Source organism: Prosthecobacter sp. GW821-HT29F12 (assembly GCF_058803405.1).
Map to the genome: position 1 here is coordinate 5,987,929 of NZ_CM179517.1, position 13,565 is coordinate 6,001,493.

Annotated in this window: 13 protein-coding genes; 7 read left to right on the forward strand and 6 right to left on the reverse strand. The window is 58.8% G+C overall.

What is annotated here, in order from left to right; genetic code table 11:
- Positions 1 to 85: 85 nt before the first annotated feature.
- Complete coding sequence (locus AC3RLQ_RS24775) at positions 86 to 961, forward strand: helix-turn-helix domain-containing protein (RefSeq protein ID WP_493031323.1); 876 nt, start codon at positions 86 to 88, stop codon at positions 959 to 961.
- A 101-nt stretch (positions 962 to 1,062) separates the two neighbouring features.
- On the forward strand, positions 1,063 to 2,052 hold the full coding sequence (locus AC3RLQ_RS24780) for a glycosyltransferase (RefSeq protein ID WP_493031324.1): 990 nt from the start codon (positions 1,063 to 1,065) through the stop codon (positions 2,050 to 2,052).
- 3 nt (positions 2,053 to 2,055) lie between these two features.
- On the opposite strand, the gene AC3RLQ_RS24785 is transcribed toward AC3RLQ_RS24780, so the two are convergent.
- Positions 2,056 to 3,711, reverse strand: a complete 1,656-nt coding sequence (locus tag AC3RLQ_RS24785) for a sulfatase-like hydrolase/transferase (RefSeq protein WP_493031325.1) — start codon at positions 3,709 to 3,711, stop codon at positions 2,056 to 2,058.
- A gap of 47 nt (positions 3,712 to 3,758) precedes the next feature.
- Entirely contained in the window at positions 3,759 to 4,082 is a 324-nt protein-coding gene (locus AC3RLQ_RS24790) for an ArsR/SmtB family transcription factor (RefSeq protein WP_493031326.1), read from the reverse strand.
- A 158-nt stretch (positions 4,083 to 4,240) separates the two neighbouring features.
- Here AC3RLQ_RS24790 and AC3RLQ_RS24795 point away from each other — a divergent pair, with 158 nt between their 5' ends.
- Positions 4,241 to 5,359, forward strand: a complete 1,119-nt coding sequence (locus AC3RLQ_RS24795) for a GTP-binding protein (protein ID WP_493031327.1) — start codon at positions 4,241 to 4,243, stop codon at positions 5,357 to 5,359.
- Between the two features lie 87 nt (positions 5,360 to 5,446).
- Positions 5,447 to 6,769, forward strand: a complete 1,323-nt coding sequence (locus tag AC3RLQ_RS24800) for a PQQ-dependent sugar dehydrogenase (protein WP_493031328.1) — start codon at positions 5,447 to 5,449, stop codon at positions 6,767 to 6,769.
- 17 nt (positions 6,770 to 6,786) lie between these two features.
- Here AC3RLQ_RS24800 and AC3RLQ_RS24805 read toward each other — a convergent pair whose 3' ends face one another.
- Positions 6,787 to 7,332, reverse strand: a complete 546-nt coding sequence (locus AC3RLQ_RS24805) for a tetratricopeptide repeat protein (RefSeq protein WP_493031329.1) — start codon at positions 7,330 to 7,332, stop codon at positions 6,787 to 6,789.
- A 135-nt stretch (positions 7,333 to 7,467) separates the two neighbouring features.
- Between AC3RLQ_RS24805 and AC3RLQ_RS24810 the strand changes: the two genes are divergently transcribed.
- From AC3RLQ_RS24810 to AC3RLQ_RS24820, 3 genes are all read left to right on the forward strand, one after another.
- The gene (locus tag AC3RLQ_RS24810; RefSeq protein WP_493031330.1) at positions 7,468 to 8,106 is read left to right on the forward strand and encodes a hypothetical protein; all 639 of its coding nucleotides are present in this window, start codon (positions 7,468 to 7,470) and stop codon (positions 8,104 to 8,106) included.
- 100 nt (positions 8,107 to 8,206) lie between these two features.
- A complete protein-coding gene (locus AC3RLQ_RS24815; protein WP_493031331.1) occupies positions 8,207 to 9,181 on the forward strand; it encodes an inorganic phosphate transporter in 975 nt (324 codons plus the stop codon).
- Positions 9,182 to 9,200: 19 nt separating this feature from the next.
- Positions 9,201 to 10,127, forward strand: coding sequence for a sulfurtransferase (locus AC3RLQ_RS24820; RefSeq protein WP_493031332.1), 927 nt, complete (start codon positions 9,201 to 9,203; stop codon positions 10,125 to 10,127).
- Between the two features lie 55 nt (positions 10,128 to 10,182).
- Here AC3RLQ_RS24820 and AC3RLQ_RS24825 read toward each other — a convergent pair whose 3' ends face one another.
- The 3 genes from AC3RLQ_RS24825 to AC3RLQ_RS24835 form a co-directional block, all read right to left on the reverse strand.
- On the reverse strand, positions 10,183 to 10,653 hold the full coding sequence (locus tag AC3RLQ_RS24825; protein ID WP_493031333.1) for a molybdopterin-dependent oxidoreductase: 471 nt from the start codon (positions 10,651 to 10,653) through the stop codon (positions 10,183 to 10,185).
- A 12-nt stretch (positions 10,654 to 10,665) separates the two neighbouring features.
- Positions 10,666 to 12,630, reverse strand: coding sequence for a TonB-dependent receptor plug domain-containing protein (locus AC3RLQ_RS24830; protein ID WP_493031334.1), 1,965 nt, complete (start codon positions 12,628 to 12,630; stop codon positions 10,666 to 10,668).
- 126 nt (positions 12,631 to 12,756) lie between these two features.
- On the reverse strand, positions 12,757 to 13,449 hold the full coding sequence (locus tag AC3RLQ_RS24835; RefSeq protein WP_493031335.1) for a type 1 glutamine amidotransferase: 693 nt from the start codon (positions 13,447 to 13,449) through the stop codon (positions 12,757 to 12,759).
- Between the last annotated feature and the right edge of the window lie 116 nt (positions 13,450 to 13,565).

The following is a 13,565-nucleotide window of genomic DNA, read 5'->3' on the forward strand; positions in this document are numbered from 1 at the left end:
GCAGGGATCAAAGCCATGCAGGTGGCTCTGGCAACCGGGGTGAATTATGCCGGATTGAAATCGCTTACATTCCCCGCATAGCTGGATGATGCCCAAAAAGCAGGTCACCCAACTACCCGGCGATGTCTGGCGCAGCCTGCGCCATGAGTGGCTGTGGGTGTATCGCGGACCTGTGCCGCAGTGCGGGGTGTGGTCGGCCGAGATCCCGGTGCCTGCGGGAGTCTTCTTCGTGGAGAGTGGTGAAGTGCGCATCCAGGTGGATGGCAAGGAGATCCTTGTGCCACGCGGTCAGGCGTTTTTTTCATCACCCCGGCTGCGGCGGCATTGGTTTGCGGAAAACACCCGGCTGCTGTCTGTCGGCTTCCGCAGCCAGTGGCCGGATGGCACATCCATGTTCGGCGATGCCCTCAATTTCGCCGCTGAGGCTCCCGCATTGCGAAAAGAGACGCAGGAACTTTTTGCCAGCATACACGGTGCGCAGAAAGTCGTCACCTATCGTCAGGCCATTGAGGCTGCAAAGTATTCCGCGAGTGAGTGGGTTGCGCGTGAGGCTGCATTCGCCGTCTGGTTTGCGGTGTGGATGGAAACTGTGCAGGAGCTCGGCGTGCAGCCTGAACTCCAGGTGAGGATTCGCCGCCGCCGGGTGGATCAAATCGTTGCGTGGCTGCAGGCGCTGCCGCTGGATCAAACGACGCCGAGTTTGCCCCCGGATTTTCCGATTGGCAGCCGCCGCGCGGAACAATTGATGCAGCAGCAGTTTGGCATTGGACTGCGCATGTTTATGGAACGGAGGCGGCTTGATGTGGCACGCGAGCGCATTGTGGCGGATCAGGCCACGCTCAAGGAAATCGCCTTTGCCCTGGGCTTTCGCCATGCGTCCCACTTCACCGCGTGGTTCCGCCGCCATACCGGGGTATCGCCGTCAGAGTATCGCTTGAGCGGGGTGGAACAGGCGGCGTGAGGATGAATTACGAATATGTCATTTGAAGGATGGGTGAGCTTGGCTTCAAATGGTCAGGACGTTGGCAACCAGCCTAGTTTTCAACGGCTCGTTCACATTCCATGCAACCCGACGTCTCACTCATCATTCCCGTCTTCAACAACGAGCTGTATTTGGATGAATCCTTGACGGCGGCGTGTGAGCAGGGGGAGCTGTCGGTGGAGATCATCGTCATTGATGATGGCTCCACGGACGGGTCGCTGAGCAAGATCAAAGCCCACGCGGAGCGTGACCCAAGGATCGTCGTGATCGAGCAGGCCAACCAGGGTGTCTCGGCGGCGCGGAATGCCGGGCTGGACCGTGCCTCGGGCAAATGGCTGGCCTTTCTTGATGGGGATGACTGGATTGCCCCCGGCTCTTTGACGGCCTGGCATCAGCAGGCTGAGCGGGGAGATCTGGACTGCCTATTGTGCAACGGTTTCAGCTTCAGGACCGATCCGCAGGTGCTCCTGAATTCTCAGCCGCCAGCCATTCTCAGCCGGCAGCCCTGGGATTCTATCTTGAGCGGATCCGACTGGCTGGTGCAGGGTGTCAAACAGTGCGAGTGGCCCCACTATGTGTGGCTGCAGTTTTGCCGTCGCAGTGTGATCGAAGAGGCGCAGATGCGATACAGGCGTGACATGATTCATGAAGACATCCCATGGACGGTGCAGCTGGCGCTGGCCGTCAAACGCATGGGGTTTTCACAGCCACCGCGTTATGGCTACCGGAGCAATCCAAGCTCGCTGACGCAGTCGCGCGATGCTGACAAAGTGCATCATCGCATCTCCAGCTATCTCAAAGTGGCAGCGCTGTTGAAGGATTTTGCCAAGGGGCAGCCTGCTGCATTGCGCGGGGCCTTGCAGAAGCAGATCATGCGTGAAATGGGGCACTTCCTTGGCAAGATGCGCAAGGGGAATGTGTCACGCGCCCACCGCAGCGAGTTTGCGACTGAGTTTCTGGCGGCTGGTTTTGCCGGGACGATGCTCAAGGGCTGTTCCAATTACCGGGAACTGGCGGCCACTTTCAAAGCCTGGTACATGTGCCAGATCTGGAAGCGGCAAAGGGCTTAGCGGCTATTTCTTGCCGCCCTTAATGAACTCGTCGCGGCTCAGAGTGCCGTTGCCATCCGTGTCGAATTTTGGGAAGCGTTTGGGAGCCTCGTCAGGGTCGGGCTGGTTGAGCAGAAACTCTTCCTTGGTGAGCTGGCCGTCCTTGTCCTTGTCGCGTTGATCAAACATCTTGCCGCGATCCTGAACTGGCTTGTTGGGTGCCGCTTCTGGTTTGCTGGAGATCTGTGGTTTTGCTTCGGGATGCTGGGAGAGAAATTGTCGGAGCACCGCGACGACGGCTGGCTGCTCGGCGGCGAGGTTTTTCGTCTCGGCAGGATCGGCTTCATAGTCGTACAGTTCGAGGATGGCGGTCTCGGGCGCAGCGCCGGGCTTCTTCCATTCCACGAGGCGATGGCGCTGGGTGCGGATGGCGCGGCCGATCAAGCCGCCCCCACGTGGATAGACGTGAATGGCATGATCGCGCACGGTGGTGGCGGGATCTTTGAGCACGCTGGCGAAGCTGCGGCCATCGCCCTGGGGCGGGGCGGGGAGCTGAGCGAGCTCGGCCAGCGTGGGGTAGATATCGCAGGATTCAATGAGCGCCTGGGTACGCGCTGGCTGGATGCCTGGTGCGGCGACGATGACGGGAATGCGCGCCGCCTGTTCGTAGTTCGTGTGCTTGCACCACATGCCGTGGTCGCCGAGATGCCAGCCGTGATCACCCCAGAAGACGATGATCGTGTTGCTGGCCAGGCCGCTTGCGTCGAGGGCATCGAGCACTTTGCCTAGTTGTGCGTCCATGTAGCTCGTGGCGGCATGGTAGCCGTGGATGAGGTGAATGGCCTGCTCCTGCGTCAGCGGGCCTTGCTCCGGCATGTCCCGGTATTGGCGCAGTTCTCCCCAGGTCGAGGGTGCGAATTCCGGCGCACCTGCGGGGGCGGTTTGCAGAGCAGGCAGTTTGAAGGAAGCGGGATCGTATAGGTCCCAGTATTTCTTCGGCGCCACAAAGGGAAGATGAGGTTTCAAAAAGCCGACTGCCAGGAAAAACGGCTCGTCAGGTTTCTGCTTCGCGGCTTCGAGACGCTTCACGGCTTCGTCGGCGATCATGCCGTCGCCGTAACGGTTGTCAGGCACATCGGCCGACTCCGTGGGAGCGCCGCGCGGCAGCTTCCAGGCCTCTGTCTTGTTTTCAAACAGCGCCTGTTCACGCGTGGACTCCGGCGGGTTGTTTTCCTTCAGTGCATAGCTGATCGTCTTCGGCGTGAAGTGTGGCACGCTCCATGAGGCCACATCGTTCACATTCCCATGCCCCACATGGAAGATTTTGCCCAGACCTTCTGCACGGTAACCGTTTGCCTTGAAGTGCTGTGGCAGCGTCACGGCATCCGGCGCGGCTTTTCGGAAATTCGTGGCCAGTTCATAGATCCCCAGCGACTGTGGGCGCAGGCCGGTGAGCAGCGCATTGCGTGAGGGCGAGCAGACGGCCTGATTGCAGTACGCCTTTTCAAACAACACGCCACGTGCGGCGAGGCGGTCGATGTTGGGAGACTTGACCGCCGAGTCGCCATAGCAGCCGAGCAGCGGCTTCAAGTCATCGACGCAGATGAGCAGGATGTTGGGTTTTGCAGCGGCAAAAAGCGAAGGGCAAAGAACGCAGAGGAAAAGAGCGAAGCGAAGCATGGGTGCTGAGAACGCGGATAGGTTCCCATGCTTTCGCTGAATTGCGCCTATTCCGGCAGCTTGTCGAAATGAAACTGGCAGCAGCCCAAGTCGAGGGTGTTGGCATTTTTCGCGAGTTTTTCGCTGAATGCTTCCGCGAGCGCATAGATGCGCTGCTGACCCTGCTTCTCGACTTCGAGCAGCCCGGCCTCCTTAAGGACCCGCAGGTGCTTGGAGACGTTGTACGGCGTGACGTTCAGTGTTTCACACAGCTCGGTGACCGGCTTCGCACCACCGATGAGAAGACGCACCAGTCGGAGACGTGTCGGCTCTCCCAGCGCGCGCATGGCGGTGAGGCAGTCGAATGAGCGTGTCACGGTGCGTGATGGCATGGCGGGATGTTTAGCAGATCGCCCTGTGCCCGCAAGAATCCCGAAGCACATCGGGTGAAATAATAATTGCCGAGAGGTGCAAGTAAGATAAGACGCATCGCCGTTTATTGCATTCTTGCCGCCGCTTGCAGAATGCGCCCAACTTTCAAACCAACTCCATGTCCACCAAAGCACGTTACATCATGATCGGGGGTTTCCTCGGCGCCGGAAAAACGACCACTGTCGGCCGTCTGGCCAAGCACCTCAGTGATCAGGGACTCCGAGTCGGCCTCATTACGAATGATCAGGCCGGCGGTTTGGTGGATACCAAGCTGCTGCGTGGCCAAGGCTATGCGACGGAGGAGATCGCGGGAGGATGTTTCTGCTGCCGGTTCAACACCCTCGTCGATGCGGCGAGCAAGCTGGCGAATGAAGCGAAGCCCGATGTCTTCATCGCCGAGCCGGTAGGAAGCTGCACCGATCTGGTGGCCACTGTGACGTATCCGCTGCGCCGCATGTATGGCGATGCCTTCACGGTCGCGCCGCTCAGCGTGCTGGTGGATCCTATCCGGGCACGCCGCGTCTTTGGTCTGGATCAAGGCGGCACATTCTCCGGCAAGGTGGCTTACATCTTCAAGAAGCAGCTCGAAGAAGCGGACATCATCGTCATCAGCAAAAGCGACCTAATAGAGGACGCGCAGCGTGAGGAGTTGCGCGCGGTGCTGGCGAAGGAGTTTCCGCTGGCGAAGATCGTGACAGCCTCACCGAGGCAGGAGACGGGGCTGGATGAACTGTTTGCGAGTTTGATGACGGACGAGCAGGCGCGGCGCAACCCGATGGCGGTTGATTACGAAGTGTATGCCGACGGCGAGGCGCTGCTGGGCTGGCTGAATGCCACGGTGACGCTGAAGGCGGATGACGAGTTTGATGCGAATGCGTTTCTCAAGCAGCTCGCTAGGATCGTGCAGGCACGTCTGCAGCAGAATGGAGCTGAGATCGCCCATTTCAAAATGACCTTCAGTCCCGATGACGGCATCGCGGGAGAACTGGCCAGCATCAACCTCGTGCGGAGCGACTATGTGGCTGAGCTCGGCATGGAACTGGACGAGCCGACCACGGGCGGGCAGTTGATCGTGAACCTGCGTGCCGAAGCCGACCCCGCCTCGCTGATGGCAGCGGTGAAGGATGGGCTGGATGAAACGGCGTTGAATTTCTTTGGCCTGAAAGCCACGCTGGATCACGAGGAACATTTCCGCCCGGGCAAACCCACGCCGACCCATCGCGATGGCGAAGTGTGATGGAAACCACGGGCGGCTGCTGCTGATTGATTGGAGAATGTGACGGCAGTTTGATTGCCGGGGTGCGTTTTACATGTGATGAAACTCATGCCTCCGCCCTCCATCATCGCCTTGCTTGCCGTTTGCGCTGTCACCGCTCCGCTGGGTGCGCAAACGAAGAAGCCGAAGCCCCCGCCGCCACCCATCGTCATGGTGAAGACGGATTACGAGATGGTGGATGCTTTTCCGGGTTTGAAATTTGAGATGCCGCTGGGAATCGTCAGTGCACCGGGGGACAAGAAGCGGCTTTTCGTCGTCGAGAAAACCGGTCGGGTGCAGATCATCACCGGGCTCGATACGGACAGGCCGGAGAAGAAGCTGTTTCTCGATCTCACACAGATTTCGGAGGCCACGCTGGTGACCGAGGGCGAGTGCGGAATGCTGGGACTCGCCTTCCCGCCGGACCATGCGCAGAGCGGGCGCTGCTTTGTTTATTACAGCCTGAAAATCGGCGGCGTACTGCATCAGCGGCTGTCGCGGTTTCAAGTGTTTCCGAATGACTCCAACCGCGTGGACAACAGCAGCGAGCAGCCGCTCTTCACGCAGCAGGATCCAGCGAGCAATCACAACGGTGGTGATCTTCACTTTGGGCCCGATGGCTATCTTTATGTGAGTGTGGGCGACGGCGGTGCTGGGGATGACAAGTTCGACAACGCCCGCTTCATCAACAAAGGCTTTCATGCGGCGATCCTGCGCATTGATGTGGACAAGAAGGCGGGAAACCTGCCGCCGAATCCGCATCCAGCGATCTCGCTCGACACGAATGGCGCTGCCTTTTACGCAGTGCCTGCGGACAATCCCTTCATCGGTCGCAGCAGCCACCACGGCGAAAGCATCGATCCCAAAACGGTGCGCACTGAAATTTGGGCCACGGGGCTGCGCAATCCCTGGCGCATTTCCTTCGATGTCCCCACCGGCCGCCTCTTCTGCGGTGATGTAGGCCAGAATCTCTATGAAGAGATCGACCTCATTGTCGGCGGCGGAGATTATGGTTGGAGCTACCGTGAGGCGCTGCATCCCTTCACAAGTGGTCCTGGTAAAGATCAAGAGCCGACCGGTTTCCAACCCGTCGCGCCCATCTTTGAATACTCCCATCTCGTTGGCCTTTCTGTGACGGGGGGCGTCGTGTATCGAGGCAAGAGTTTCCCGCAGCATGGCGGGAAATACATCTTCGCCGACTACGTCACGGGGCGCGTCATCGCTCTCAAGGACGAGGGCAAACCGATCTGGGCTGATGAAACTCTCGCCCAAGATCCGGGCATTGCGGGCATCGGTTTTGATCCGCGCAATGCCGAGGTGCTCTTCGCCAATCTTGCCACTGGCCAGATCAAACGCCTTCAGCAGAAAACTGGTACTGTTCCGTCGAACTGACGGCTGACATAGGCAGGCTAAGGCTTCCAGGCCTTGCTCCACACCACGTAGATTTCGTGCATCGCTCGCTGTTCCAGCGGGGTCCATTCCAGCGTACGCTCCAGCAGGGTCTTGTAGCTGCCAAGGCGTGGGTCTTTGCCCACGGCCAGCTGGTAGTTCTCCAGCGCCTTTTGCATGTCTCCAGTGCCCCAGTAGCCAAGCACGAGGGAGTAGTAGTCGTAGTGGGCCTGATGGTCGCTAAGCTTGGCCGCCAGCTCAAACTCACGCACCGCATCGGCATAGTCGCCCAGATTGAAATAGGCCCACCCCGCGCGGTTGTGCATGTTGGGCTTGTCACTCAGAGACAATGCCTTTTTCAGATCGGCACGAGCTTCTTCTTTTCGTCCGAGCAGCGTCAGAACATAACCACGGTTGGAATAGGCCTGGGCGTTTTCGGCGTTTTCCGCGATCTGCTTGTTCAGGATTTCCAGCTTGGGTGTGCTCTTCGCTGGAACTGGTGCATCTGCGGCAGCGGCGGACAGTGCCAGGGCGAGGTAGAGGAAGGCGAGGCGGGGATAAGTCATGGGAGGGGCGGTTGAGGGGTGGAATCAAAGAACGCACGAGATGCCGGGTACATTCCAGCGAACGAATCCGGCGAGGAGGAGCGTTCTGGCTGAAGTGGCTGTTGTCAGAGTGAATATTCATCTGCACGTATCCCCATGAGCTGGTTCCAACTCGACCCCCCAAGCATCGCCAAACGCGCCCGTGCGGCAGGTTCTCCTGTCCCTACACTTTGGGCTTCTCTCAAGCGCGGCATGTTTGGCTTCACGGTTGTCAGCGTGGCCGGTTTCGTGCCATGGGCAGTGTTTGGCAAATGGCTGCAACAGCAGGTGGGCGAGGCGGGCATGTATGCAGTCTGTGCGGTGGTGTTCCTCGCTTTGACTTCACCGCTGCTGCACCGGCTCATCATCGGGCCGGGTTCGGTGTCACGTTTCTACAAGGTCTTTGGACTTTCCTTCACCGCGTATTCGGTGGCGTGGATCGCGGGTTGGATGGCGCTGCGCGGTCACCTGGGCAGCATCGCGGGTTTGGCCGCAGGTACGATGCTGATGGCCTGCATGCTGGTGGCCGCCTTTGATGCGCTGCGTGTGGTGGTCAGAGTTTTTCTCGCGCTGTTCGTATTGAACTCGATTGGTTATTTCGTCGGCGGCATTTCGGAGGCCGCGTTCATCAAACAGTATCCGTTATATGCGAAGCTGAGCTGGGGTGTCTTTTACGGCCTCGGTTTCGGTGCCGGCCTGGGTCTGGCCTTTCACATCTGCCAGGAGCGTGCGCGAAAGCTGCTGGCGGGCGGGTGAGGGGACGATTTTTCTCCGCGTGTGGAGAAGATGGCCAGAATGAATGGTTCTATTTGCACATTTGCCAATATGCGCAAATAGACGCATCTCTTCCGCCTGCATGCTTTTCCTCATCACCATCGCCGTTGTCGTCGTGGCTTACGCCAACGGAGCGAATTCCAATTTCAAAGGGGTGGCGTCGTTGTTCGGAAGCGGTACAACGAGCTACCGAACGGCGGTGATCTGGGCGGCGCTGACCACAGCGGTGGGTTGTGTCGCGGCGATGTACCTGTCTGTGGGGATGCTGAAAACCTTCTCTGGCAAGGGGCTGGTGCCGGAGGCGCTGATCGCGCAGCCGTTGTTTTTATTCGCAGTATCGGCGGGCGCGGGAGTCACGGGTTTGCTGGCGACCCGGTTTGGTTTTCCAGTCTCGACCACGCACGTGCTTACGGGAACATTGCTGGGGGCGGGATGGATCGCCGGTGAGGTGAATGTGGTGAAGCTGTGGGAGAGCTTTATCAAACCCCTGCTGTTCAGTCCGGTGCTCGCTGTGGCGGCGGGCGCGGTGATTTACCTCGTTTTGAAGACCCTGCGCCTCGCGCCTGACCACCGCACACGCACGCTGGATGCACTGCACTTTCTGAGCGCGGGTGCCGTTTGTTTTGCGCGGGGCATGAATGACACGCCCAAGATGGCGGCGCTGCTGCTTGGCGTGGGCTGGCTGCATGGAAGTGCTGGCATGATCTTGATCGCCGTGGCGATGGCGGCGGGTGGATTGATCAGCGCGCGGCAGGTCGCTGAGACGCTGGCGCATAAAATCACCGACATGAATCCGGGACAGGGCTTCGCGGCGAATCTCGCCACAGCGCTGCTCGTGACGACAGCCAATTTGAGCGGCCTGCCGGTTTCGACCACGCATGTTTCCGTCGGCGCGCTGCTGGGCATCGGCATCAGCACGCGCCAGGCGAAGTGGCATACGGTCATCCCAGTGCTCACAGCGTGGGTCGTCACCCTTCCGCTTTCGGCGCTGGTCGCGGCGGTGCTTTTCCTCCTCGGTCGCCTCCTGTTTCCGATCAACTACGTCGTCACCTTCTAATTCTCCACCCACCAGACTCATGAAATTCATCCTCTCATTTGTCATTGCTGCTCTGCTGAGTTCAGCGGCACAGGCCGAGATCGGCCTCATCACCTGCGCTGAAGCCAAGACGCTGATTGAAAATCCAGATGCCTCCAAGCGGCCCATCGTGCTCGACACACGCGGTGGCTACAAAGACTACTTCCGCGGCCACCTGCCCACCGCGCATCACATCAACTTCGACACTCTGCGCGGCACGAATGACGCTGTGCCTGTTCAGTATCTGCCGGACGATCTCACGCAGGCGCTGCTCATTTGTGCCGGTGTGGACAAAGACCGGCTGCATCTCATTTATGCCACCGGCGATGTACTTCCGAATGATGAAATTCTCAGTAGCAGCATGGTTGTTTACGTGTTGGAGAAGTTCGGCGTGCAGAACATCAAGATCGTTGATGGGGGACTCGCGGAATGGAAGAAGCAGGGCTTTGCGCCGGTGCAGGATTACTTCGGCAATCCCAAGGGCACGCTGCCGGAGCAAGGCATCACCACCATCACGGCCAACGTCACTGACGTGCAGGCGCATGTCGGCAAGCCGGGCAACATTCTGGTGGATGCGCGGCCGATCAATGAATTCCGTGGCGAGGACGAGGTCTGGCTGCGCAAAGGCCACATTCCCGGTGCGATCAGCTTTCATTGGGCACGCCTGATGGAGAAAGACAACACGCACAAGTTCAAGCCCTTCGCCGAAGTGAAGGCCGAGCTGGAGAAGGCAGGCATCACCCCGGACAAAAACATCATCGCCTACTGCGGCACTTCGCGTGAAGGCAGCCTGCTGCAGTTCTACCTGAAGCATGTGGCGGGTTATCCGAATGTGCGCCTCTATGAAGGTGCGTGGAAGGAATACGTCTGGCTCAATGGCAAATCACTGCCTGCCGAGACGGGTGGTGATCCAGCGGGGACGAAGTAACTTTTGGTCAGGTTGAAAACAGCGTCGTCGCCTGCGGGTGGCGGCGCTGTTTGCTTTAGGGCTTGGCGGCCCGCCGAACCTCGATCTTGATGACTTGACGCACCCAGCGAGCGTGGCGCTTTTCCTTGGGCAGAATGATGCGCAGCGGGCCGATGGCTTCATCAAGGGGACTGCCGTTTTTTTGATCTGCCAGGATCACCGGGCCTTCGTTGGCAAGCGGGTCAAGCTCTGGCAAGGCATAGACGGCCTGATAACCGTCCGAGGCAATGACAACGATGTATAAGGACAGTGCCGGACCGCGCAACTGCTCGCCCATGGGCACGCCAGCGCTTTTGAGGATCTGGTATATTGGCACTCCGGTGTACTGCGCTTTTTCTCCCGAGTGCTCCACGACATCAACGGTTTGATGAGGGAGGAGTTCAAGTTCGGCGAGGGAGAGTTTGAGCGGCTTTTCCACCTCGCCGGAAACCTCCAGGGTTTGGGCGGTGAGCTGGGTGGCGAAGAAGAGGAGCAGAAGCAGGCGCATGAAGAATTGGGATTAGAATTTGATCTGCACGTTGGCGAACAGGGTCCGTCCGGCGAGATAGTAGCCTTCTGTGAGGGCGTAGTTGCGGTCGCAGAGGTTGTTGGCCCCAAAGCTCAGCGTGGTCTGGCCGGGGAGTCGGATGGCGATCTTGAGATTGAGCAGCGCATAAGCGCCGACGCCCTGCCCTGTGGTGAGCGACCAGCGGGAGCTGTTGTATTCGGCGCTCGGAATGATGCTGAGCCATTCGACAGGGCGGATATCGGCCCAGCTAAACAGGGAATGACGGGGCGTATCAATAAGCTTCACATTCGGCTGGCTGATGTTTTTGCGGTCGAGGTAGGTGTAGTTGGTGCCGAACTCGATGGCGCTGTGCGGCTTGTAAGTGAAGCCAAGCTCGGTGCCGAGATTGCGTGATTTGCCCACATTTTGAAGCTGGAATACTCCGGGCGTCACATTGTCCACACGCTGAATGGTGTTATCAACAGTGGTGGCAAAGAGGCTGGCGTGGATGGAGAGTTTTTTGGTGAGATCGCCGTCGTAGCCGATGTCGTAATGGATCGCGTGTTCCGGCTGTAGGTTGGCATTGGGTATGGCAGCGCCGAGGCGGTAGGAGTAGCGGTCCTTGATGGTGGGGAAGCGGCTCTTGCGGGCGATGGTGGCGTGGAAGGTGCCATGCTCGGGCAGCTTGTAGAACAGGCCGATCTGAGGATTCAGGGCGGAGAAGGTCTTGCCGCCGAGTGCGGCACCGGTGTTGGTGTCCACGGCTTCGATGACGCTGCGGCGGTCATAACTGGCGCCAACGGTGGTGCTGAAGCGTCTGGTGAACTGATGCGTGTCTTCGAGCCCGATGGAATAGGTGGTGTCTTCGAAGATGTAGAACGGCGCGCCTTCATTGTGCTCATTGTGACGGTCAAACTTGCCGTGCAGCGCGGCTTTCAGCGTGTTTTTGGTGCTCAGTTTTGTGCCGAATTCCAGGCTGCCGCCGAGCGTGTAATCATTGTAGTAGCTTTGGAATCCTGCCGGCGGGTTCTGCGTGTTGTAACTGGCGTTGTTGTAGGCAAAAAGCGAGTTGATGAACTGGTCAAAGTAGAGGCGCTCTTTGATGTAGGTGTTCTCGGTGAGCTGGGTGTGGCCGATGAAGTAGATCGTCTGCTTGTCCCACTGCGGCCACTGCCAGAAACGACGTGGCTGTTGAGCGGCTGGCAGGGTTCCGGCGTACACGGGATTTCCCTTTTCACCGCGCTGGAAAATGTAACCGAGGGCGTACTCGTCCGTCTTGTTTGGCGTGTAACCGAGCTTGGCGCTGATGCGCCAGTCCTGACGGTAGGCATTGTCACGCGAACCGCCGTTCTCATTGGGAGTCGGCACAAAGTCCTTCGACATCGGGTAGCTGTGTACGCTGAGGAAGGAGCCGCCGAGCTGCAAATACCAGTGTTCGTTGCGGAAGCCGACGTTCAAGGCGGACTGATAGCCGCCCTGCTGCATCCAGCCGCCGAGGAGATCGCCTTCGAAGGACTTCTCCGGCTTGCGTGTGACGATGTTGATGGCTCCGCCAAGGGTATTGGCGCCGTAGGTGGCGGAACTGAAACCTTTGGAAACACGGATGCCAGCGACGTCTGCCGTGGTGAAGCGAGCCAGATCAACGTAGCCATCGTACGGCACATAAACAGGAATGCCGTCGATGAAGACGGGGGTCTGGCGCAGGTCGAAGCCGCGCACATAGACACCGGATTCGTTGCGCGGTCCGTTGCTGTTGGTGACGACGCCGGGGCTGAGACGCAGCGCGTCAGAAAGATCATTGCGCTCAAATTTACGGATGCTCCCCGCGCTGATGCGGCTGGCCATCGTATCCGCCCCCGTTTCGGCATCTGCAGTGATCACCACTTCGCCAAGTTCGAAAGCTTCAGGCTCTGCGGCATGCTGAGTCGAAACAAGGAGGACTGGAAAAATGAGCGGTAAGAGGGAGTGCCGAGACATGATAATGTCATAAACACGACATTATCATGTCACAAGCCAAAAACACAGGCTCTGTATGCGGACGATTCATGAGTTTGATGAAAACCAATCCGCAATGATGTGGCTGTTGGAAGGCCTCGGACGGTGTCAACCAACGGGGCGGAGGAGATAGCCGAGCACCTCACCCATCAATGCATTGATGCGGTCATACGCAGCAGGCTCCGCGGCACGAAGCGCGGCTTCGGATTGAACGAACGTGTCCTCGATCAATTCGTTCCGACAGTGCGTGATGATGGCGTCGGCGCTTACGGGCGTGGTCTCCAGATGAAACTGCAGGCCGATGACATTTGCACCGATTTGAAATGCCTGATTCTCACACGCGGCGCTGCTGGCCAGCTTGATGGCATGATCCGGAAGATCGAAGGTTTCTCCGTGCCAGTGGAATACTCTTGTTGTGTGCGGGAATTGAAACGCGACTTCAGAGCTTGGGTCAGCTGTAATGTCAAACCAGCCGATCTCGCGCTGCCTGCCTGCATAAACGCGTGCCCCGAGTGCGCTGGCGATGAGTTGTGCGCCGAGGCAGATGCCGAGCACGGGAATGCCTCGTTGGATGGCGTTGCGGATGAACTGTTTTTCCTGCACCAGCCAGGGCAGCTCCGCTTCGTCGTTCACACTCATGGGCCCGCCCATGGCGATGACGAAGTCCACGGTGGCAATGTCCGGCAGGCTGTGAGACTCAAAAAAGCGTGTGTAGGTGATCACTGAGCCGCGTGCCAGCAGCCATGGCTCCATGCTGCCAAGCCCTTCAAACGGGACATGCTGAAGTATGTGGACGTTCATGCGGGGTTTTACGCCAAGTTCGTGCTGCTGCAAAATCAGAGTTCCGATGTTGCATAGTCCAGGTAGGAAGCGGGCCTTCTACTGGTTTGACTGTGCTGCTATTCAACCGCACTTTG

Excerpts from the sequence above, each read along its gene's own strand:
- AC3RLQ_RS24795 (WP_493031327.1), top strand. The coding sequence starts at position 4,241 with ATGTCCACCAAAGCACGTTACATCATGATCGGGGGTTTCCTCGGCGCC.
- AC3RLQ_RS24790 (WP_493031326.1), bottom strand. The coding sequence starts at position 4,082 with ATGCCATCACGCACCGTGACACGCTCATTCGACTGCCTCACCGCCATG.
- AC3RLQ_RS24800 (WP_493031328.1), top strand. The coding sequence starts at position 5,447 with ATGCCTCCGCCCTCCATCATCGCCTTGCTTGCCGTTTGCGCTGTCACC.
- AC3RLQ_RS24810 (WP_493031330.1), top strand. The coding sequence starts at position 7,468 with ATGAGCTGGTTCCAACTCGACCCCCCAAGCATCGCCAAACGCGCCCGT.
- AC3RLQ_RS24775 (WP_493031323.1), top strand. The coding sequence starts at position 86 with ATGATGCCCAAAAAGCAGGTCACCCAACTACCCGGCGATGTCTGGCGC.
- AC3RLQ_RS24835 (WP_493031335.1), bottom strand. The coding sequence starts at position 13,449 with ATGAACGTCCACATACTTCAGCATGTCCCGTTTGAAGGGCTTGGCAGC.
- AC3RLQ_RS24815 (WP_493031331.1), top strand. The coding sequence starts at position 8,207 with ATGCTTTTCCTCATCACCATCGCCGTTGTCGTCGTGGCTTACGCCAAC.
- AC3RLQ_RS24825 (WP_493031333.1), bottom strand. The coding sequence starts at position 10,653 with ATGCGCCTGCTTCTGCTCCTCTTCTTCGCCACCCAGCTCACCGCCCAA.
- AC3RLQ_RS24785 (WP_493031325.1), bottom strand. The coding sequence starts at position 3,711 with ATGCTTCGCTTCGCTCTTTTCCTCTGCGTTCTTTGCCCTTCGCTTTTT.
- AC3RLQ_RS24820 (WP_493031332.1), top strand. The coding sequence starts at position 9,201 with ATGAAATTCATCCTCTCATTTGTCATTGCTGCTCTGCTGAGTTCAGCG.
- AC3RLQ_RS24805 (WP_493031329.1), bottom strand. The coding sequence starts at position 7,332 with ATGACTTATCCCCGCCTCGCCTTCCTCTACCTCGCCCTGGCACTGTCC.
- AC3RLQ_RS24780 (WP_493031324.1), top strand. The coding sequence starts at position 1,063 with ATGCAACCCGACGTCTCACTCATCATTCCCGTCTTCAACAACGAGCTG.
- AC3RLQ_RS24830 (WP_493031334.1), bottom strand. The coding sequence starts at position 12,630 with ATGTCTCGGCACTCCCTCTTACCGCTCATTTTTCCAGTCCTCCTTGTT.